The 20,131-nt window shown below is 38.2% G+C and carries 16 protein-coding genes and 6 tRNA genes; 14 read left to right on the top strand and 8 right to left on the bottom strand.

The window, feature by feature from the left end:
- Positions 1–57 precede the first annotated feature (57 nt).
- The 6 genes from purB to EDC37_RS07820 all read right to left on the bottom strand — a co-directional run bounded on the left by purB (position 58) and on the right by EDC37_RS07820 (position 3,167).
- Positions 58–1,350, bottom strand: a complete 1,293-nt coding sequence (gene purB / locus EDC37_RS07845) for an adenylosuccinate lyase (RefSeq protein ID WP_132549988.1) — start codon at positions 1,348–1,350, stop codon at positions 58–60.
- A gap of 120 nt (positions 1,351–1,470) precedes the next feature.
- Positions 1,471–1,546: transfer RNA gene (locus EDC37_RS07840), tRNA-Phe, on the bottom strand.
- Between the two features lie 48 nt (positions 1,547–1,594).
- Positions 1,595–1,671 (bottom strand) — tRNA-Asp (locus EDC37_RS07835).
- Positions 1,672–1,679: 8 nt separating this feature from the next.
- Positions 1,680–1,755: transfer RNA gene (locus EDC37_RS07830), tRNA-Val, on the bottom strand.
- A 6-nt stretch (positions 1,756–1,761) separates the two neighbouring features.
- Positions 1,762–1,836 (bottom strand) — tRNA-Glu (locus tag EDC37_RS07825).
- A gap of 143 nt (positions 1,837–1,979) precedes the next feature.
- Positions 1,980–3,167 carry an LCP family protein gene (locus EDC37_RS07820; RefSeq protein ID WP_231040003.1) on the bottom strand — a complete coding sequence of 396 codons (1,188 nt, stop codon included), beginning with the start codon at positions 3,165–3,167 and terminating at the stop codon, positions 1,980–1,982.
- Positions 3,168–4,128: 961 nt separating this feature from the next.
- Between EDC37_RS07820 and EDC37_RS07815 the strand changes: the two genes are divergently transcribed.
- The 5 genes from EDC37_RS07815 to EDC37_RS07795 all read left to right on the top strand — a co-directional run bounded on the left by EDC37_RS07815 (position 4,129) and on the right by EDC37_RS07795 (position 9,889).
- Positions 4,129–4,986 (top strand): amidohydrolase family protein, encoded by an 858-nt coding sequence (locus EDC37_RS07815; protein WP_132549985.1) that lies wholly within the window; start codon positions 4,129–4,131, stop codon positions 4,984–4,986.
- Between the two features lie 89 nt (positions 4,987–5,075).
- Positions 5,076–6,068: an aldo/keto reductase gene (locus tag EDC37_RS07810; RefSeq protein WP_165874484.1), complete on the top strand. Its 993-nt coding sequence runs from the start codon at positions 5,076–5,078 to the stop codon at positions 6,066–6,068.
- Positions 6,069–6,151: 83 nt separating this feature from the next.
- A complete protein-coding gene (gene fucP / locus EDC37_RS07805) occupies positions 6,152–7,474 on the top strand; it encodes an L-fucose:H+ symporter permease (protein WP_132549979.1) in 1,323 nt (440 codons plus the stop codon).
- Between the two features lie 357 nt (positions 7,475–7,831).
- A complete protein-coding gene (locus EDC37_RS07800; protein ID WP_132549976.1) occupies positions 7,832–9,091 on the top strand; it encodes a diaminopimelate decarboxylase family protein in 1,260 nt (419 codons plus the stop codon).
- Positions 9,092–9,100: 9 nt separating this feature from the next.
- Entirely contained in the window at positions 9,101–9,889 is a 789-nt protein-coding gene (locus tag EDC37_RS07795; RefSeq protein ID WP_132549973.1) for an HAD-IIB family hydrolase, read from the top strand.
- A gap of 78 nt (positions 9,890–9,967) precedes the next feature.
- Here the strand turns inward: EDC37_RS07795 and EDC37_RS07790 are convergent.
- Positions 9,968–10,044: transfer RNA gene (locus EDC37_RS07790), tRNA-Pro, on the bottom strand.
- A gap of 232 nt (positions 10,045–10,276) precedes the next feature.
- On the opposite strand from EDC37_RS07790, the gene EDC37_RS07785 reads away from it, so the two are divergent.
- The 9 genes from EDC37_RS07785 (at position 10,277) to EDC37_RS07745 (ending at position 19,959) form a co-directional block, all read left to right on the top strand.
- Complete coding sequence (locus tag EDC37_RS07785; protein WP_132549970.1) at positions 10,277–11,035, top strand: TSUP family transporter; 759 nt, start codon at positions 10,277–10,279, stop codon at positions 11,033–11,035.
- Between the two features lie 56 nt (positions 11,036–11,091).
- Positions 11,092–12,009, top strand: a complete 918-nt coding sequence (locus tag EDC37_RS07780; protein ID WP_132549967.1) for a Ppx/GppA phosphatase family protein — start codon at positions 11,092–11,094, stop codon at positions 12,007–12,009.
- 80 nt (positions 12,010–12,089) lie between these two features.
- Positions 12,090–13,385, top strand: coding sequence for an amino acid permease (locus tag EDC37_RS07775; protein ID WP_132550092.1), 1,296 nt, complete (start codon positions 12,090–12,092; stop codon positions 13,383–13,385).
- A 171-nt stretch (positions 13,386–13,556) separates the two neighbouring features.
- Positions 13,557–14,345, top strand: coding sequence for a polysaccharide deacetylase family protein (locus EDC37_RS07770; RefSeq protein ID WP_132549964.1), 789 nt, complete (start codon positions 13,557–13,559; stop codon positions 14,343–14,345).
- A gap of 255 nt (positions 14,346–14,600) precedes the next feature.
- The gene (gene gyrA / locus EDC37_RS07765) at positions 14,601–17,015 is read left to right on the top strand and encodes a DNA gyrase subunit A (RefSeq protein WP_279388547.1); all 2,415 of its coding nucleotides are present in this window, start codon (positions 14,601–14,603) and stop codon (positions 17,013–17,015) included.
- Between the two features lie 43 nt (positions 17,016–17,058).
- Positions 17,059–17,274: a DUF2905 domain-containing protein gene (locus EDC37_RS07760; RefSeq protein WP_132549961.1), complete on the top strand. Its 216-nt coding sequence runs from the start codon at positions 17,059–17,061 to the stop codon at positions 17,272–17,274.
- Positions 17,275–17,463: 189 nt separating this feature from the next.
- Positions 17,464–18,459 (top strand): cobalt transporter CbiM, encoded by a 996-nt coding sequence (cbiM, locus tag EDC37_RS07755; protein ID WP_132549958.1) that lies wholly within the window; start codon positions 17,464–17,466, stop codon positions 18,457–18,459.
- Positions 18,437–19,297 (top strand): energy-coupling factor transporter transmembrane component T, encoded by an 861-nt coding sequence (locus tag EDC37_RS07750; RefSeq protein WP_132549955.1) that lies wholly within the window; start codon positions 18,437–18,439, stop codon positions 19,295–19,297. The genes cbiM and EDC37_RS07750 overlap by 23 nt, the downstream gene beginning before the upstream one ends.
- Positions 19,285–19,959, top strand: a complete 675-nt coding sequence (locus EDC37_RS07745) for an energy-coupling factor ABC transporter ATP-binding protein (RefSeq protein WP_132549952.1) — start codon at positions 19,285–19,287, stop codon at positions 19,957–19,959. Before EDC37_RS07750 ends, EDC37_RS07745 begins: the two co-directional genes overlap by 13 nt.
- 61 nt (positions 19,960–20,020) lie before the next feature.
- Here the strand turns inward: EDC37_RS07745 and EDC37_RS07740 are convergent.
- A tRNA-Gly gene (locus EDC37_RS07740) sits at positions 20,021–20,094 on the bottom strand.
- Positions 20,095–20,131: the final 37 nt, after the last annotated feature.

The following is a 20,131-nucleotide window of genomic DNA, read 5'->3' as shown; positions in this document are numbered from 1 at the left end:
GACGGAAACCGCCACGGTAAATATATTTAGAGCTTCGGGTGTCCGCTACTGGCCAAATCAAATACCGAAACGAGCCAGTATCATGTCGACATTGCGCAGGTACCATTTATAGTCAAAACAATTGTCAACATCTTCTTTGCTAAGATATTTCATGATGTCAGGATCTTTTTCTATATTACTACGGAAATCTTCACCCTTCATCCACCGTTTCATTGCATTTCTTTGTACCCATTTATATGCATCTTCACGTAAAACACCCTTACTTACAATTGCAAGCATAATACGCTGGCTATAAATCAAACCGCCAGTTTTATTCATATTTTCCATCATAGCATCAGGATAAACCAGCAGTTTATCCACAATATTGGTGAATTTACCTAAACAATAATCAACAATTATCGTACTGTCAGGTAAAATTACACGTTCTACAGAGGAATGGGAAATATCACGTTCATGCCACAAGGTAATATCTTCAAGCGAAGCTAATGCATTACCACGGACAAGACGTGCGAGCCCAGAAATTCTTTCACAGGTTATAGGATTTCTCTTATGTGGCATAGCAGAAGAGCCTTTTTGGCCAGGGCTGAAATATTCTTCTGCTTCCCGAATATCAGTACGCTGCCAATTACGTACTTCTGTTGCAAATCTTTCGAGAGAACTTGCCGTAATAGCAAGCATAGTCATATACTCAGCATGACGGTCGCGCTGTACTACCTGTGTAGCAAGCGGAACAGGTGTCAAACCAAGCTTTTTGCAAACCAATTGTTCAATACGTGGGTCTATATTTGAATATGTGCCGACAGCACCAGACAGCTTGCCAACAGCAACACTTTCACGTGCATTTTCAATACGCTTTAAATCGCGTCCTAATTCCGAATACCAAAGGGCAAATTTCAATCCCAATGTCATTGGTTCAGCATGTATTCCATGAGTGCGGCCTATGCACGGTGTATGACGAAATTCGTCAGCACGGCGTAACAAGACTTCACGCAATTTTTTTATATCTTTAATAATTATATCCGCAGATTTTTTCATCATAATACCAAGTGCTGTATCTTTTACATCACTTGAAGTGAGACCTTTATGTATATATTTTGAATCTTCGCCAACGTATTCGGCAACATTCGTAAGGAAGGCAATAATGTCATGATTGGTGACTTTTTCAATTTCTTTAACACGCGGTAAATCAAATTTCGCTTTGGCACGAATATTTTTGGCAGCTTCTTTAGGAATCTGGCCAAGCTCAGCCATAGCTTCACATGCGGTTATTTCTACCTCGAGGATTACTTCAAATTCGTGCTGAAGTGTCCATATATTACCCATTTCAGGATTTGTATAACGTTCAATCATCTGGCGGTGTCCTCCTAGACAAAAAAAATATACGGGGGTACTTTCTACCCCCGTATATCATAGCATTGACCAGCTGTCATGTCAATTTAAACCGATAACCGGATTATGTCTAAAATAAGATGGTGCCTCAGAGCGGAATCGAACCACTGACACGGGGATTTTCAGTCCCCTGCTCTACCGACTGAGCTACCGAGGCATCAACAGACAAAAAAATAACATGGCATTCCATGTTATTATAAGCAAATGGCGACCCGAAGGGGAGTTGAACCCCTGACCTCCGCCGTGACAGGGCGGCATTCTAACCAACTAAACTACCGGGCCATTGATTTTGGTGGGCGATAACAGGATCGAACTGCTGACATCTTGCTTGTAAGGCAAGCGCTCTCCCAGCTGAGCTAATCGCCCATATTGTGGTGACGCCTATGGGATTCGAACCCATGAACCCGCCGTGAAAGGGCGGTGTCTTAACCGCTTGACGAAGGCGCCACATTTGCTTGACTAATTATCTATCAGTCATGAGCAAAGATATTTTATCATATTTAAAAATTAATTGCAAGTAAATTTTTCAAAAAGGGAAAATCCCATCCCAACGGCAACATATAACCACTTGAATGGGATTTCAATAAACTCTAGTTTTTCCCTATTGATTGATTTCCTCGCGAAGGAACATCATTTGCTGGTGCAGGCTGTCCCTGCGGGCCGGCAGACGGTTCTCTCAATTCGCTTTTTGGCACTGTAGTAGTGCTGCTTTTACTCTTATCAGTTATTTTATCTTTATTAGTTTCCGTTTTTACTGGTGTCTTCCGCGGTACCTGAATGTGGCTAACTGAAGAATCACTAGTAGGTGCTTCTTCGGCAGTGGAAGGAATAGCATCTTTATATTCAGCGGCAGTTCTTTCCATCGCGGCACGCATTGATGATGTCATTTCAATGCCGAGCGTATCGGACATAGCTTGGCGTAATTTGGTAATATCGGGGATCCAATAGCTTATCCCTTCTATATACATAGGTGTACCAGGAACCATATCAGTTTTCAAGCCATTATCATGCGCTTCCTTTAATGAGCCGAAAAATGCTAGGAGTTGTCTGATGGACATATCCGTTTTCACCGCGTCAAATACTTCCGCTATTATAGAAGGAATCCGGGGTATTATTGATGGCGAAAGAATTCTATCCATTACGGCCTTCATAAACTTTTGCTGCCGGCTTATACGCCCAATATCGCCTTCCTCATCACGATAACGGACATAGGTCACAGCAGTTTTGCCGTCCATATGCTGCATTCCAGGATAAAGATTTATACTAAGGCCGCCTTCATCATCCCATGGATCATCATAAACCATACGTTTTTCCACATCAATATCAACGCCGCCGATTGCGTCTATTATCTTTTGGAAGCCTTCCATATTTACTATAATGTAATGATCCATAGGTACCGCGAGGAGCTGTTCTACTGTTTTCCGCGTTAAATTATAGCCACCATAAGCATAAGCTGCATTGATCTTATCCCAACCATAGCCATTTATTTTTACACGTGTATCACGCGGTACAGATAAAAGTGCAGCCTGATTTTTCTTCGGATCAATTGTTGCGATCATTAGTGTATCACTTCTGCCTACGTCGTCATGCCTGGCATCGACACCCATAATCATAACAGTGGCTTTATCTGCTGAATCCAGCATGCCGCTGTCCTGATTGACCTCAGTTGTTTTATCATCGTCCAAAAAGCCGGCGAATATGGCGCCGCACCCGGCTGCAACCAGAAAGACCAGCAACAGTATTACTATTGGTAAATACTTTCTTTTCTTTTTATGCATAGTGAATACTCCAATAATCATATAATTTAGTTTAATGCCCATAAAAAAACTATCTTATATTATAAATTCTGTTTTTCTTTAGTGCAATCTTTTTATGCAATGACTGTAAATAGGCAAGAAACTGTAAATAGTGTAAAGATATTATTTAGACTTTTAAATTTACAAGATAACACAATAAGAAATACCTACCAGCAGAACGCTTAAGTTTTAAACTATATGCAAATTATACGTAATAAAAAAGACATTTTTAAATTTAAATCGCTCCATAAATTTAAAAGCTTATTAGTAAATTTAAAATTTATACATTTACTTTCTGGAAAAGTAACCTTAAAAATATACTTATTAGCAAAAAACTAACGGTAAATAAAAAGTTCACTTTATGTAGTGTTTTTATTGTTTCATAATAGAAATTTATGAAATGCAATATTGAAAAAATATTGACTACAATATTTTAAAAAAAATTATATAATTAATCAATGTAACCCTAATGCAAGTTGATATTTAAGCACATTTACGAAAGTAATTAATTATTGGCACAAGAATTGCAATAAAAGAGTATGTGCATGCGTGTCGAGTTGATAGTGATCCATCAAATTCATGACAATTCCTAAGAATTCAAACAATTGATTTCATCTGCTTGAACACATTACATTCCATCTGCAGATAACAATAATTAATATTTGTTCACTTTAAGCAATATGTTTATAACAAGCCAATTATAAAATCCATTAAGCAAGGGAGGCATTTGATGGGTATTCTATGCCTAAACAAACCTATCGAGAGCAAAATCCAAAATTTTTTTAATATTCCATTAGTATTTTGTGAAATCATTTAGGTGCATTTAGCATACAATTATCCTCATTTCTCAAGCTTAGTACCATTTTTACAAGTTAACTCTGAAATCACCATCAATTGGCACGACAAACCACATGCAATAAAAAAATAATTCGAGGTGTAAAAGGTGGCTGTAGTTCAAAAAATAATTGACACGCATAATCATCTATGGAAGTTTGAGAATAATGATAATTTTTCCTGGATAAAAGAAGGTATGGATTGTCTAAGAAGAGATTTTGGTTTTCAAGATTTACAAAAAGTATTAGCTGCTAATGATATTTCTGGTTCTATATTAGTGCAAGCTATCGCTGTAACAGAAGAATCGGAAAAATTATTGGCATTGGCGCAAAAAGAAGAATTAATAAAAGGTGTTATCGGTTGGTGTGATATAAGCAAAGGTCCTGAAATTGTCCAGATGTCTATAGATAATTTAAAAAGCAAAGGAACATTTTTAAAGGGCATACGTTTTATGTCACAAGGATTACCTGGCAATCACTTACTAGAACCAAATTTTATAGCTGGGTGTCGTACGGTCGGTAGAAATAATCTTGTTTATGAGTTACTTGTAACCACTGATCAGCTTCCCTATGCTATCCGCTTAGTTGAAAAATGCCCTGATGTTACATTCGTACTAGAACATATCGCAAAACCTGCTATTAAAAAACATGACATTTCTTTATGGCAGAAAAACATAAAAAAATTAGCTGCTGTTTCCGACAAAATATACTGTAAAATATCCGGTATGGTCACAGAAGCCGACTGGCATAATTGGCAGCAAGCTGATTTTGACCCATATATAGATACTATTTATAAATTCTTTGGTGAAAATAGAATCATGTTTGGCTCCGATTGGCCTGTTTCTTTAACAGCTGCAAAATATTCACAAGTAGTTAATATTTTGCACAACTGGTTATCTAGGCATCAAGAAGTAAATCCTGATAAACTTTTTTTCGAAAACGCGATAAAAGTCTACCATCTTTATTAAGAAATTTATCTATACATTACAATTATAACAGATATAACAAAAATTTATTTATGAGATATGATATGCATAAAAATTGGAGGAAATATTCCATGATAAAAACAAACATAATCAAAAGCACTGGGACTAATATTCCATCATTAACACTTGGCTGCTCTGGTATAGGTAATTTATATCATCGGCTGTCCAATACGGAAGCCATAAATGTCGTAGAAGAAGCCATAAAAATGGGTTGGCGTTCCTTTGATGTTGCTCCGCATTATGGCAGTAGTTTAGCAGAACTCAGATTGGGACTCGCTCTACGTAATCTCAAAAGAAACGATTTTATTTTATCCACAAAGGTCGGTCGTCTTTTAATGCCTCGTACTGAAGACGGTCTACAAAACGGTAATGAATTTTATGACGAAAATCCTTTTAATCGTGTTTATGATTATTCATACGACGGCATAATGCGTTCTTATGAAGATTCAATACGTCGTTTGGGAACTCGCCGCATTGATATATTATATGTACATGATATTGGTAAATATGCACATGGTGCAACACCAGAAGAAAGAAAATATTTTAAAACATTATGTGAATCTGGTTTTAAAGCCTTAGAAGAACTCAAGAAAAACGGACAAATAAAAGCCTATGGAATAGGTGCTAATGAAACAGAAATTATGTTAGAAGCAATGGATTATGCCAATTTGGATATAGTATTGTTGGCACAACGCTACAACTTACTCGAACCACGGAAAGAGGAATTTTTTGCAAAGTGTGCAAAATATAATGTTTCTGTTGCAGCGGCAGCAGTATTTGCATCTGGAGCATTGGTGAAAAAAAGCATTACAGAAGGTCATTATGAATATGGGAAAATTACTCCCCAAGTCTTTAAAAGGATTCAAGAAATCTCTAAAATCTGTGATAATCACGGCGTTCCTATTGGAGCGGCTGCCTTGCAATTTCCACTTAGAAATAAAAACGTTGTTTCTGTTGTTTGCGGTGTAACGTCTACTTCACAGGTAAAAAAGAATTATGAATGGGCTCAATGGGATATTCCCGATGAACTTTGGCAAGATTTAGCAGCTATTGATATATATTAATAAAATAATTTACCAAATTCATTTTATATTGAATAAATTTTCAAAACGTCGTAAATAGTACGTAATGAAAGGACGTTAAAACAATGGCAAAATGGAAACAATTATCTAATGGTTATTTAACCAGTACTCCTATTATGCAATTTATTTTAATGACGATGCTATTTCCCTTATGGAGTATTGCAAATGCATTAAATGATGTATTGATAACGCAATTTAAAAGTGTTTTTGAGCTAAGCAACTTCGCTAGTGCATTAGTGCAAAGTGCATTTTTCGGTGGATATTTTATCATGGCAATTCCTGCGGCAATGCTAATGAAGAAAAAATCATACGTATCTGCAATTTTAGCAGGATTAATCTTTTATATTATTGGCTGTATTTTATTTTTCCCTGCTTCGCATATGGCTACGTATAACATGTTTTTAGTAGCAATATTTGCTATTGCTCTTGGACTAAGCTTTCTGGAAACATCAGCTAACACTTATAGCACGTTGCTTGGTCCAGAAAAATATTCAACTTTTCGAATTAATTTAAGCCAGACATTTACACCTATTGGCAATATTTGCGGAATACTGTTGGGAAAATATCTTATTTTCCAAGAAGGTGATAGTCTTTCTACTAAAATGGCGCAAATGTCAACAGAGCAGATACATGCTTTTCGATTGGACATGTTACAATACACGTTGACTCCATATAAAATTATTGTATGCATTTTATTAGTATTATTTTTATTATTCGTATTCGTTAAATTTCCAAAATGTAAACCAATCATAAATGCAAATAACAATAGCGAAGAAAAACCAGTAAAATTATTTTCACTAAATACAATAAAGTACATGTTCAGTGTAAAAAGATTCAGACGTGGTCTTTTAGCCATGTTTCTTTATAATGGTATGCAAACGGCAATATGGTCCTTTACTATCAGATTAGCCTTATCAATGGATGCTTCTATTAACGAACGTACAGCAGCAAATTATATGATAGCAAGTTTTATTATATTTTTCGTGGGCAGAATATTAGCCAGTGCATTGTTAAGTAAAATATCATCAAGCAAGGTTTTATGGTGGTATTCATTATGCGGTTGTTTATGTTTAGCATATGTTGTATTTATTCCCAACTTTTCTGTAATGTATGCAGTGGTTTTATCTAGTGCGTGCATGGGGCCTGGTTATCCAACCATTTATGCAAAATCTCTGCAAAACGTTGCCCCATCTTATCGTGAAGCTGCCGCCGCAGCGATGGTTATGTCTATAATCGGTGGCGCTATATTCCCTGCAATTTTAGGCTTAGCCATCGATATAACGGGTATTATGCATATAGCTTTCATAATCCCTTTAATTTGTTTTGCAGTTATAGCCTGGTTCTTTTATACCGAAATTCAGGAAGACCGCAAGCTAGGCACTATATAATAAATATTCCTCTCCAAATTACAGTAATTTTTTTTAATAAATTCGTTTACTGTTAATATTTATTATCAATAAAAGCGGTTCAAGCAGCAGAGACTTTGTCCTGCTGCTTTTTATATGAAAAATCATGTGGTTTACCCCATAATTCAACGAGTGTACAGTTTATTGGCCACTTTCTATATTTACAAGATAACATTGTTCGGAATTGACATATTTTTTTATACAATGGTATAATTATCCACATATTGGTTATACTGTTGTTTGGCGCTATAGCTGATGATTTTAAATCCCGGCTGCGATAGGTTCCTCCTGAATCAGGAACTTCATCATCGGAGATTGATTAATTGGAGGAATAGTTTAATGTCAAAGAAAATTTTTCCGTTGCAGGCTGATGAACTTGAAAAAATTATTGAAAAATATCCTACACCTTTCCATATTTATGATGAAAAGGCTATCCGTGCCAACATGAAACGATTGTTTAAAGCTTTTGCCTGGGCTCCTGGTTTTCGTGAATATTACGCTGTAAAGGCAGCACCCAATCCGCGCTTACTGCAAATATTAAAATCAGAAGGTGCCGGAGCTGACTGTAGTTCCCTGCCTGAACTTATTCTTGCGGCGAAGACAGGTATAACTGGTGAAAAAATTATGCTGACTTCAAACGACACCCCAGCAGATGAATTTCAAAAAGCTATCGAACTAGGCGCAATAATAAATCTGGATGACATTTCCCACATAGATTACTTGGAAGCAAATGCCGGATTGCCTAAGGTGATTTCGTTTCGTTACAATCCCGGTTCGGTAATAGAAGGCAATGACATAATCGGCAAACCAGAAGAAGCAAAATATGGTTTGACACGTGAACAAATGTTTGCAGCTTATGCAATTATGAAGGAAAAAGGGATCAAACGTTTCGGTTTACATACTATGGTCATATCAAATGAGCTCCATGAAAATGCATTTTCCACCACAGCGGAAATGATGTTCAAATTAGCCGTAGAACTAAAAGAAAAATTGGGTATCGCTATGGAATTTATAAATTTAGGCGGCGGTATCGGTATTCCATACAGACCAGAGGAAAACGAAGTTAATTTAGAAGCAATCAGTGCAAATATTAAAAAACTTTATGAAAAAATCATGTTACCGGCAGGCCTTAACAAGACAGAAATAGCTTTTGAATCCGGCAGGGCGATAACAGGCCCATACGGTTATCTAGTAGCCACTGTATTACATGAAAAAAAGACCTATAAAGACTATATTGGACTTGATGCCTCAATGGCCAATTTGATGCGTCCAGGAATGTACGGGGCATATCATCACCTTGTCATCGCCGGAAAAGAAAATGAACCATCTACATATACCTATGACGTGACGGGCTCCCTATGCGAAAACTGTGATAAATTTGCGGTTGACCGGAAATTGCCGAAAATTGCTATTGGTGATAGAGTAATAATCTTCGATACGGGCGCACATGGGCATTCAATGGGTTTCAATTATAACGGAAAGCTGCGCAGTGCGGAACTTTTACTAAAAGAAGACGGCTCCGTCGAACTTATACGCAGAGCGGAAACGATTGATGATTATTTCGCTACACTCAGGGGTTTTAAAGGAAGCATAATTTAGAGGCATAAAATGAAAATTGCAGCAAGTGATTTTGACCGTACTTTATTTTTCCCCAAAGAACATTTTCCAGATAAAAACGGTATCGCCCAAACAGATATGGCTGCTGTTGACACATGGCACGCGGCAGGTCACCATTTTGGTATCGTTACGGGCAGAAGTTATCAGATGCTGTTACATGGTGTAAAGGACAGCCCGCTGCATTATGATTTCGCGGTTTGTCTTACAGGCGCGGCAATATATGATAAAACTGGTGGTTTAATATCACAAAGCGCTATAGATAATACCATTAGCAGGAAAGTGATTTCTCTGCCAATTTTACAGCATAGCTGTCACATTGCCTGCCTTACAGCCTACGCAGCGTATATCTGTGTGCAGTCAGAAACCTCATGGTTTAGAACGCTTGCCAAACCAATAGCCTTCACGCAGATTGATTTTTTCACTGCACAATGCCTAAAGGGGATCTGCCAAATCAGTTTGCAATATGAAGATGAAGAAACAGCGGCAGCCGCTGTCAACGAAATAAATAATTTACAACTTGGTGTTACTGCTTACCGTAATGTCCAAGCGATTGACATAGTCAGGACCGATGTAAATAAAGCGGCTGGTTTAAATAGCATCTTACAAGCTAATAAATGGGCGGACAATGAAGTCTTAACCATTGGCGACGGTTTGAACGATTTACCTATGATAAAAGGATTTGAAGGTTTTACAATCACTTCTGCCTGTGCAGAGGTGAAGCAATGTGCCAACAAGATATATGGCAGCGTTGCTGAGATGTTGTTAGACAATCTTAAATAAAATAAGAAAAACCCTCTTATCTAACAGATAAGAGGGTAAAAAGAAATGCTGTCACAAAAGACAGCTTATTTTTTTAATTGGTCGGAGCAGCAGGATTCGAACCTGCGACCCCCTGGTCCCAAGCCAGGTGCTCTACCAAACTGAGCCATGCCCCGAACGTTAAATAGTATACAGAAAATAAAGCGATTTGTCAAATGCATTTTAAAAAAAAATATATAAATAAAGCTTTTCATCTAAAAAAAGGTGTTTATTTACTTAAAAAATCATTATTAATAAAGCGATTTAATATTTTTTTAATAAAACACTTTTATTTTTAAAGAGGCTTGATTACAATATACAAAGGATGTATTTTTATTTTAAAAAGATAATATTGGAGGCCTATATTTTTTGGATGATATTTTTACCATACTTTTTTTAATTTGCGGCGGATTTATTTCTGGCTTTGTTGATTCCATAGCTGGTGGAGGTGGAATAATCTCGCTGCCAGTTATTCTTTTTACCGGTATTAATCCTGTAGCGGCCTTAGCAACCAACAAGATGGCTTCGGTCATGGGATCTTTTACCAGTTCATTTACTTTTATACGAAATAAAAAGGTAGACATTAATCTTGTCAAATATTTATTTCCGTTATCGCTAATAGGCTCATTTGTAGGCGTAATTGTTGTGCACCGGATACCTGCCGATTTTTTACGGCCCCTTGTAGTCGTATTGCTTGTGCTTATTACTATTTATACTTTATGTAGAAAAAATTGGGGACAAGCAGCAGTATATAAAGGAAGAACGCCTAAAATCCTTATAGGCGGTATTGGCCTTGCTTTGGGTATTGGTTTTTACGATGGTTTCTTCGGCCCGGGAGCCGGATCATTTCTCATGTTTGCTTTTTTATGTATGGGGTTTGATTTTGTCGGTTCTGCCGCAAATGCCAGAGTTCTCAATTTCGCCAGCAATTTGGCTGCTGTAGTGACTTTTGCCTATCTGGGCCAGATTTATTTTCATTATGCTATCCCCATGGGATTAGCTATGGTATTGGGCGCTTACTGTGGAACACGGACAGCTATGTCACATGGTGCTTCCTATGTCAAACCGCTCTTTGTCCTAATGACCGTGCTGCTTATTGGCAAACAAGTATGGGATTTATTTAAATAAGATATCGTAAATTTGTCATAACTACACATCAATTGGGAATTTGGAGGAATAAGTAGATGCTTTATGCAATAATTGATATTGGCTCAAGTACAGTACGAATGGCTATATACAATATAAACTACGGCAAAATAGAAATGCTCATGAAAAAAAAGCATACGCTGGGACTGGCCGCATATGTGGAAAACGGCATTCTCAAGCAACAGGGAATAGATAAAACCTGTACTATTTTAAATGAATTTCGGGATTTTCTACACGATTTCAAGATAGAAAATGTATCCGCCTTCACCACGGCTGCTATCCGCAATGCTAAAAACAGTAATGCAGTTATCGAAGAATTACAGCGGCGCACACATATTCCCATACGGATTATAACCGGTGAAGAAGAAGCCAAGTTTGACTTTATCGGCGTCATGCGGGAAATCGATTCAAAAACAGGCATTATTATCGATGTAGGCGGCGGTAGTACCGAAATTATTCACTACGAAAATTCAACCATCATAAAAAAAACCAGCATACCGCTCGGTGCGCTTTTGCTGCATACGAAATATGTGGAAGATTTTCTGCCTAGCAATGATGAAATTACCGACATGAAAAAAGAAATAAACTCTTTCTTGGATTCAGCAAAAGATTTTACCAATATAAAAACCGCTAATATTTGTGGTATAGGCGGCACTGCTAAAAGCCTACGGCTACTATACAATAAGCTCTTCGCCTGCCCTGCTGATAATATGCACATGCAGGTAAAAGAATTTTCTGAACTGATACAGCGTTATGTACGCGATAATCAACCAACGGAAAAAGACATTATTATGCTGTTGAAAACCGCACCAGACAGATTACAAACAATAATACCAGGAATAGTACTGATCAATACTATCTGCCAGCATTTTAGCGCTGAATGTTTGACTTATAGTGATACAGGGATGCGTGAAGGTTTTATTTATGACCAGATTATCGACAATGGAAAAAAATAGAAACATATTAAAGAAATGGATTAATTATTTTGGAAGAAGATAAAAAATTACAACGCCGTCTTAAAGACCGCCATATTCAAATGATAGCGCTGGGCTGTGCTATCGGCACAGGACTTTTTTACGGCTCAGCTAGTACGATTAAGATGGTTGGTCCCGCTGTTATGCTGTCCTATTTGATAGGCGGTATATTCATTTACTTTGTCGTCAGGGCTTTGGGCGAGATGTCCGTCGATAATCCTATATCTGGTTCCTTTAGTGCTTATGCTTACGATTATTGGGGTGAATTCCCCGGATTTCTATCAGGCTGGAACTACTGGTTCAATTATGTAGCTGTATCGATGGTAGAGGTTTCAGTAATAGGCATTTATATGCAGCATTGGTTTCCTACGCTGCCAATGTGGGTATCCGGTTTAGTTTTATTTGTAATCGTCAATATCATAAACCTCGTTAATGTGCGTTCATTTGGCGAAATCGAATTTTGGGGTGCGATAGTAAAAGTCGTTGCCATCTTACTTATGATAATTTTCGGTATCTTGATGATCTTTTTTGGGGTAGGTGCTGACGCTCCTATCGGACTTAAAAATCTTTTCGACAACGGTGGTTTTTTCCCTAAAGGTCTAACAGGTATGATGCTCTCTTTTGTTGTCGTTACCTTTTCTTTTGGTGGAACTGAATTAATTGGTATAACAGCAGGTGAGGCTGAAAACCCAGTAAAAACCATCCCTAAGGCGATAAACCTGATCATAGGCCGTATCTTAATATTTTATGTAGGTTCAATGTTTGTCTTAGTGACCATATACCCTTGGGATAAGGTAGGAATGAATGGCAGCCCGTTTGTAGAAATTTTTTCAGCGATTGGGTTTCCTGCGGCTGCTTCAATACTCAACATAATAGTATTGACAGGTGTTTTTTCAGCTTACAACAGCTGCTTATACAGCAATGCCAGGATGCTGCATGGACTTGCCTTACAAAACAACGCGCCGGCGTTTTTAAAGAAACTCTCATCTGATGGTGTGCCAAGAGCAGCTGTATTGTTTTCTTCACTATTTGTAGGGATAGTTGTTATTATCACATATCTTGCCCCTAAAGAAGTTTTTAATTACGTAATGTCCATCGCTACAATAGCGGCGCTCATAAATTGGATAATGATTTTATATACACAGATAAAATTCCGACAAAAAATAGGCTTAAAGGCAAAAAAGTTATCTTACAAAATGCCTTTATTTCCTCTACTAAATTACGCAGGAATAATATATTTCCTTTCAATTGGCATAACAATGGCTGCCATGCCTGATTATCGGTTGGCTGTATACCTGTGCCCAATTTGGCTTTTATGTATTTATGCCGGCTATAGGGTGAAAAAAAGCAGACACTGAGCTAACCTCTTTTACTAAATTTAGGTGCCCAAAACAGCTTGGCAGAGCCATAGCTATAAAAGTTGTTCACTCATAAACGCACAATAAATAATACGGCATTTTATCAGAAAAATTTCATATTATACATGTATCCTATACATATTATTTAAGATAAGGAGATTCTGGTATTAAATGCTGAAAAATAAAAAATTTTACATCATCATAGTTTTACTATTGCTTTGCAGTTTTTCTGCCATAAAAATAATCAACAAAAAAGAAATTCCTGTTTTAAATTACCATGAGATCAATAATGATAAGCATTCACCATTAGCAGTAACTACTGATGAATTTACCGCGCAGATGAAATATCTTAAGGAACATAATTATAATTCTATTACCCCTGATCAATTATTGGATTATATGCAGAAGGGAAAACCACTTCCTGACAATCCAGTTTTAATAACCTTTGACGATGGGTACGTAGACAATTACACTAACGCGTATCCGGTATTAAAACAGTATGGCCTCAATGCTACTATTTTCCTGATATCTCATTATATTGGTTGGCAAGGCTACCTTACATGGCCGGAAATAAACGAAATGCAAAATAACAACATTACATTTGAAGGACATACTTACGACCATCCACAGTTAAGCAAAGTAAAAGACGACAATGAACTAAAAAGACAACTGCACGATTCTAAGATCGACTTACAAAATCATCTTAGTTATCAAGTAGACTACCTTGCATACCCATATGGCGATTATGACCAACACGTAATTTCATTAGTAAAAGAATATGGCTACCGGGCAGCGTTCACCGTAAATTTAGGCGATGATGCAGCAAGCGATGACGTGTATACCTTAAACAGGGTACCTGTTTTCCAAATACGCAAGCACACATTCTTCAAATTTTGGTTAAATCTTCATTTTCCTTATTTGATGCGTGCAAAGCAGTTACTGCATAGACCTATATTCTGATAAAGCGTATTTTACTTTACACAATTACTTGAATTATTAATGATAAAATTGGCTTGTATAAACATACTTGTCCAAAATTGGACTTTTAAACCGAAAAATGTTAATATGTATGTGTATATCTATGCTTTCAGACGGTTTTTACACCGTTTATTATATATTTGAGGTGAGAAAGTGGCAGACGATTTTGATAAAAAGGATGATGCTAAAAATTCCGGGCAGAACGGTTCATGGCAGCTCGGTAATTTAGGCAAAGTTATCCCTGTAAAGCTTGAAGAAGAAATGAAAAACTCTTATATTGATTATGCAATGAGCGTAATTGTTATGAGAGCGCTGCCTGACGTCCGCGACGGGTTGAAGCCTGTGCACCGCCGTATACTTTATGCGATGCAGGAAGCCGGTATGGCATCCAATAAGCCGTATAAAAAATCGGCACGTATCGTTGGGGAAGTTTTAGGTAAATATCACCCCCATGGTGATACTTCCGTATATGATACTATAGTGCGCATGGCACAGAATTTCTCTTATCGCTATATGCTTGCTGACGGACATGGGAACTTTGGTTCCGTCGACGGCGATTCAGCGGCAGCAATGCGTTATACCGAAGTGCGCATGTCGAAGATTGCAGAAATAATGCTCTCTGACATAGATAAAGATACTGTAGAGTTCATGCCTAACTATGATGAATCGTTAAAAGAACCTACAGTCCTTCCTGCAAAGATGCCTAACCTCCTTGTCAATGGTTCAGCTGGTATCGCCGTAGGAATGGCAACAAACATCCCTCCGCATAATCTAGGTGAAGTTATCGATGGTATTTTAATGATGATTGATAACCCGGAAGTCACAGTAGATGAACTGATGACAGTTATAAAAGGACCTGATTTCCCTACTGGGGGACTTATTATGGGCAGGGAAGGAATTATCTCTGCATATACTACAGGTCGTGGTGCGGTAAAGATGCGGGCCTGTGCACATGTCGAAGAAAAAGCGAACGGCAAATCACGCATTATCGTTACTGAACTGCCTTACCAAGTAAATAAAGCTAGATTAGTAGAAAAAATAGCCCAGCTTGTCCGCGATAAAACAATTGAAGGAATAACCGGATTAAACGATGAATCTGACCGTAAGGGAATGAGCGTCGTTATTGACTTGCGCAGAGACGTAAATCCGGATGTCATTTTAAACCAGCTTTATCGGCATACACAATTACAGGATACATTTGGTGTAATTATGCTTGCCTTGGTTGACGGGCAGCCACGTATTCTGACATTGCCGCAGATACTCAACTATTATATAAAGCATCAAGAAGATGTTGTAACACGACGTACTAAATATGATCTTGAAAAAGCTAAAGCACGGGCACATATCCTAGAAGGTCTGACCATCGCTTTGGAAAATCTTGATGCAGTCATTGCCGCAATCAGAGGTTCACGTACAGCAGATATTGCTAAAGAAGCGCTGACTACAAACTACGGTTTGTCAGACAAGCAGGCTCAAGCAATCTTAGATCTGCGTCTGCAACGGTTGACAGGCTTAGAACAGGAAAAAATTGAAAATGAATATCAGCAGGTACTGCAAACAATCAAAGATTTAACAGATATTTTAGCTGATGAAAAAAAGATACTTAACATCATAAAAGAAGAACTTACGGAAGTTAAACGTAAATTCAACGATGAACGCCGCACCCAGATAACACAGGATACCTCCGAATTAAATATGGCAGATTTGATTGCCGAAGAAGATATTGTTGTGACTATGACCCACAATAATTATGTGAAACGGCAGCCTGTTGATGTTTATAGAAGCCAAAAACGTGGTGGCCGCGGGATAACGGGCATGGGAACAAAAGAAGAAGATTTTGTGGAAAACATGATAATCACTTCTACCCATAAAACAATGCTTTTCTTTACAAACAGAGGCCGTGTTTATCAGCTTATAGGTTACGAAATACCTGAGTCAGGACGCACTGCCAAGGGGACTGCTGTTGTCAATCTCTTACCGGTAGAACAGGGCGAAAAAATTACCGCAGTTATCCCAATTGATAAATTTGACGATAACAAATACTTGTTTATGACTACTAAAAAAGGTGTCGTGAAAAAGACTGCATTGCCGGAATATGATACAGCCCGCAAAAAGACAGGCCTTATTGCGTTGTCACTTGATGATGACGATGAACTCATCGCTGTAAAACTTACAGACGGTGACCGGCAGGTAATCATCGGTACTAAAAAGGGACTGGCCATTTCTTTTAAAGAAAGCGATGTCCGTTCTATGGGCCGTAACACACGCGGCGTCAGAGGCATTTCTCTGCGCAAAGACGATGAAGTTGTGGGTATGGATAATTTGCACCGCGGTGCGACTGTACTTACAGCAACACAAAATGGTTATGGCAAACGCACTGCTGTCGGCGAATACCGCAGACAGGCACGTGGCGGTAAAGGCATTATCAATATTAAAGTGACACCGAAGACCGGCGAAGTCGTCGGTATTAAGGTAGTCCGTGAAGATCAGGAATTTATGCTGATTACCAATGACGGCATTGTAATACGTTCGGACGTCAGCGGTATTTCGATCATTAGCCGCAATACCCAAGGCGTAAAACTCATGAAAACAGAAATTAATGACAGTGTTGCAGCAATGGCGGTTTTTGACCATGATGCGGGTGAAGAATAGTATTTTAGAAAAATACTGATATTCTTTCGAAGAGGAATGGCATATGAATGAACTTGGTAAAATGATGATATACGCAGGTATCGTATTGACAGTAATTGGCTGCCTGTTGTATTTTGGTGGAAAGTTTATACCATTGGGTCGTCTGCCTGGTGATTTTAAATGGGAAACCAGTGGATTCGGTATCTATTTTCCCTTAGCTTCATCCATAATAATAAGCATATTGCTTACTGTGCTAATAAACGTGTTTTTTCGACGTTAAACTGATAAAAATGCCCGGCAGCCTATAAAGACTGCCGGGCATTTTAATGGTGCTAATTCCCCTATCCCCCCCATATACCAATTTCGTACAATACTGTATTATCAGTCTGTATCGTTTATCCCCAGGTACAGGCTTCTTCTAAATATAAATAGATGCTATAATAAGCCCATTATAAAAGGAGGTTTTGTCATGCATATTCCTGATAACTATTTAAGTCCTTCTACCTGCGGCGTATTTGCTGTCGCGATGCTTCCCTTATGGTATTATTCAATAAAAAAAGTAAAAGAAGAACTGCCTAAAGATAAAATACCGCTCATTGGTGTAGGTGCAGCCTTTTCCTTTCTGATGATGATGTTTAACCTACCCATCCCAGGAGGTACAACTGCCCATGCTGTGGGTGGAACACTGATAGCCATTCTACTGGGGCCTTATGCAGCCTGCATAGCCATCAGTGTAGCATTGCTGATACAAGCCGTCGTTTTTGGTGATGGAGGGCTTTTGGCATTTGCCGCCAATGCCTTTAACATGGCATTTATTCTCCCTTTCACCGGATATTATATTTTCCGCCTTATAAAAAATATTTGGCCTTCTGCATTAGGAAATAAAATAGCTATATTAATAGGTGCCTATATAGGTATCAATATGGCTGCCCTTTTCGCAGCTGTAGAGTTTGGCATACAGCCTTTGCTGTTTACCGATGCCGCAGGACATGCCCTTTACTGCCCATATCCACTGAATGTTTCGGTGCCCGCAATGCTTATGGCGCATCTGCTAATCGCCGGTATCGCTGAAGCTGTTTTCACTTTAGCAATATATGAATTCATTATCAAAGTATCACCAGGAATCGTTCATAACAGTAAAAAGATGAAACTTAATCCGATTTTTGCGCTTATCTTAGTATTAATTTTGGCTTCACCTTTAGGCTTGCTTGCGAGCGGAACAGCCTGGGGTGAATGGGGTGCTGATGAAATAGCCGCAGACAATTCACTGGGCATGATGTTGGGCTATATACCTGATAAAATGGCTAACGGCTTTAGCTATGATGCACTTTTCCCTGACTATGCGGTCAGTGGCATTCCTGATGCCGCCGGATATATTTTATCAGCAGTGATAGGTACAGCACTTTTGATAATAATATTTAAAATAATAGGAAGTATGCTAGGTGGAGCGAATAAAACAGCTTAAGCATTGTCCAGCAGGACAAGGACGTAACAAAATGCCCGCATGGTTATTGCAAAAAGACTACTACCAACCTGGACATAGCACAGAAAATTTTCTCAATAAGACCCTATTATCCATCATCGCCAAAATGATAATTTTTCGAGAAAATGCGATTGGTTCAAAGAAAAGTTTCGTAAGTGCATCTTTTAAATTCTTTTTTGTACTATTACTGATTTTTTTGATATCGCTGGCAAGATCGCTGCTTTTCCTGCTGATAGTCTTGGCTGTTGTGCTTATTTATCTATGCTTTTTAAGCGGGCATCGCCTTTTAGCTATATTAAAACCGGCACTAGCAGCTGCATTGTTTTGTTTGTTGATTATGCTGCCGGCTGCTTTTTGGGGTATGTCCAGCTTATGGGTACTGCCCTTTAAAGTTTTTCTAACCACTGTAATAGTTGCCCTCTTGGCATACAATACTCCCTTTTACCTGCTTACAAAGGCGATGGGAGGTATGCATATTCCCGGATTGTTTATAATGGCAATAGATATAGCTGTAAGATATATCGCTCTGCTCGGTAATACAGCTTATGACCTGCTGATCGCCTTAAAACTGCGATCAGTCGGTAAAAATAAGCGAAAATACCAAAGTCTTGGCGGTATAATGGGAATGACATTTATAAAATCCCAAGAATATGCTGCTGAAACATATAACGCGATGTTGTGCCGATGTTTCACTGGTGAATATCATGTGGCTCAACACCATCACTTCCAGAAAAAACACGTATTGTATGTATTGGTAACATTATTTTTACTTATTATATTTTTATATACAGAAGGATATTTAGCGACATGGTTCCATTAATAGAACTTTCCCATGTAGAATATGGTTATGATGGTGTTATAGCCTTACAGGATATCTCCTTTAAGATAAATACTGGTGAGCTCATCCTGCTGGTAGGGCCTAATGGCTGTGGCAAATCCACCCTTTTCAAATTACTCAATGGCCTTATTTTCCCATCAAAAGGAAAATATATTTTTGACGAACAAGAAATTACACCGCAGCTGTTAAAAAATAATAGCGAAGCTAAAAAATTCCATAAAAGAATAGGCTATGTATTTCAAAACCCAGACGCCCAGCTCTTTAATCCTACGGTTTATGATGAAATCGCTTTTGGGCCAAGACAGCTGCAATTTAGCGAAGCGGCTGTAAATGAACGTGTAGAATCGTTGCTGGATTTCCTGCAAATTGAAAATCTGCGTGACAGAGCACCTTACCACCTTAGCGGTGGTGAAAAGAAAAAAGTTTCCATCGCCGCGGTATTGGCACTTAATCCTGATATTTTAATGATGGATGAACCGTTAAACGGCCTCGACGAAAAAGCAAGAATCTGGATAGAAAATTTTATAACAGATTTTTCGTCTGCGGGGAAAACGATGTTGATCGCAAGCCACGAAAAGGAACTACTGGCCAGACAGCATATAAAAATGCTTAAATTTAACGAAAAACACCAGCTTGTTTTATGACTCCAGCTAATTTTACAAACTAAAAAGAGCTGCCTTTTAAGCAGCTCAAACATTTCTATTCTGGAGCGGGCGATGGGAATCGAACCCACCTCTTAAGCTTGGGAAGCTCATATTCTACCAATGAACTACGCCCGCAGAACACTCAATAATTTTACCACAATAGTTTTCTATA

This window comes from Pectinatus cerevisiiphilus (assembly GCF_004341685.1).
In the GTDB taxonomy this organism is placed as follows: Bacteria; Bacillota; Negativicutes; order Selenomonadales; family Selenomonadaceae; genus Pectinatus; species Pectinatus cerevisiiphilus.
The sequence above is the reverse complement of the archived record's forward strand: the minus strand, read 5'-3'. Positions and strand labels throughout refer to the sequence as shown.

Excerpts from the sequence above, each read along its gene's own strand:
- purB (WP_132549988.1), bottom strand. The coding sequence starts at position 1,350 with ATGATTGAACGTTATACAAATCCTGAAATGGGTAATATATGGACACTT.
- EDC37_RS07820 (WP_231040003.1), bottom strand. The coding sequence starts at position 3,167 with ATGCATAAAAAGAAAAGAAAGTATTTACCAATAGTAATACTGTTGCTG.
- EDC37_RS07810 (WP_165874484.1), top strand. The coding sequence starts at position 5,076 with ATGATAAAAACAAACATAATCAAAAGCACTGGGACTAATATTCCATCA.
- fucP (WP_132549979.1), top strand. The coding sequence starts at position 6,152 with ATGGCAAAATGGAAACAATTATCTAATGGTTATTTAACCAGTACTCCT.
- EDC37_RS07800 (WP_132549976.1), top strand. The coding sequence starts at position 7,832 with ATGTCAAAGAAAATTTTTCCGTTGCAGGCTGATGAACTTGAAAAAATT.
- EDC37_RS07795 (WP_132549973.1), top strand. The coding sequence starts at position 9,101 with ATGAAAATTGCAGCAAGTGATTTTGACCGTACTTTATTTTTCCCCAAA.
- EDC37_RS07780 (WP_132549967.1), top strand. The coding sequence starts at position 11,092 with ATGCTTTATGCAATAATTGATATTGGCTCAAGTACAGTACGAATGGCT.
- EDC37_RS07775 (WP_132550092.1), top strand. The coding sequence starts at position 12,090 with ATGATAGCGCTGGGCTGTGCTATCGGCACAGGACTTTTTTACGGCTCA.
- EDC37_RS07770 (WP_132549964.1), top strand. The coding sequence starts at position 13,557 with ATGCTGAAAAATAAAAAATTTTACATCATCATAGTTTTACTATTGCTT.
- EDC37_RS07760 (WP_132549961.1), top strand. The coding sequence starts at position 17,059 with ATGAATGAACTTGGTAAAATGATGATATACGCAGGTATCGTATTGACA.
- cbiM (WP_132549958.1), top strand. The coding sequence starts at position 17,464 with ATGCATATTCCTGATAACTATTTAAGTCCTTCTACCTGCGGCGTATTT.
- EDC37_RS07745 (WP_132549952.1), top strand. The coding sequence starts at position 19,285 with ATGGTTCCATTAATAGAACTTTCCCATGTAGAATATGGTTATGATGGT.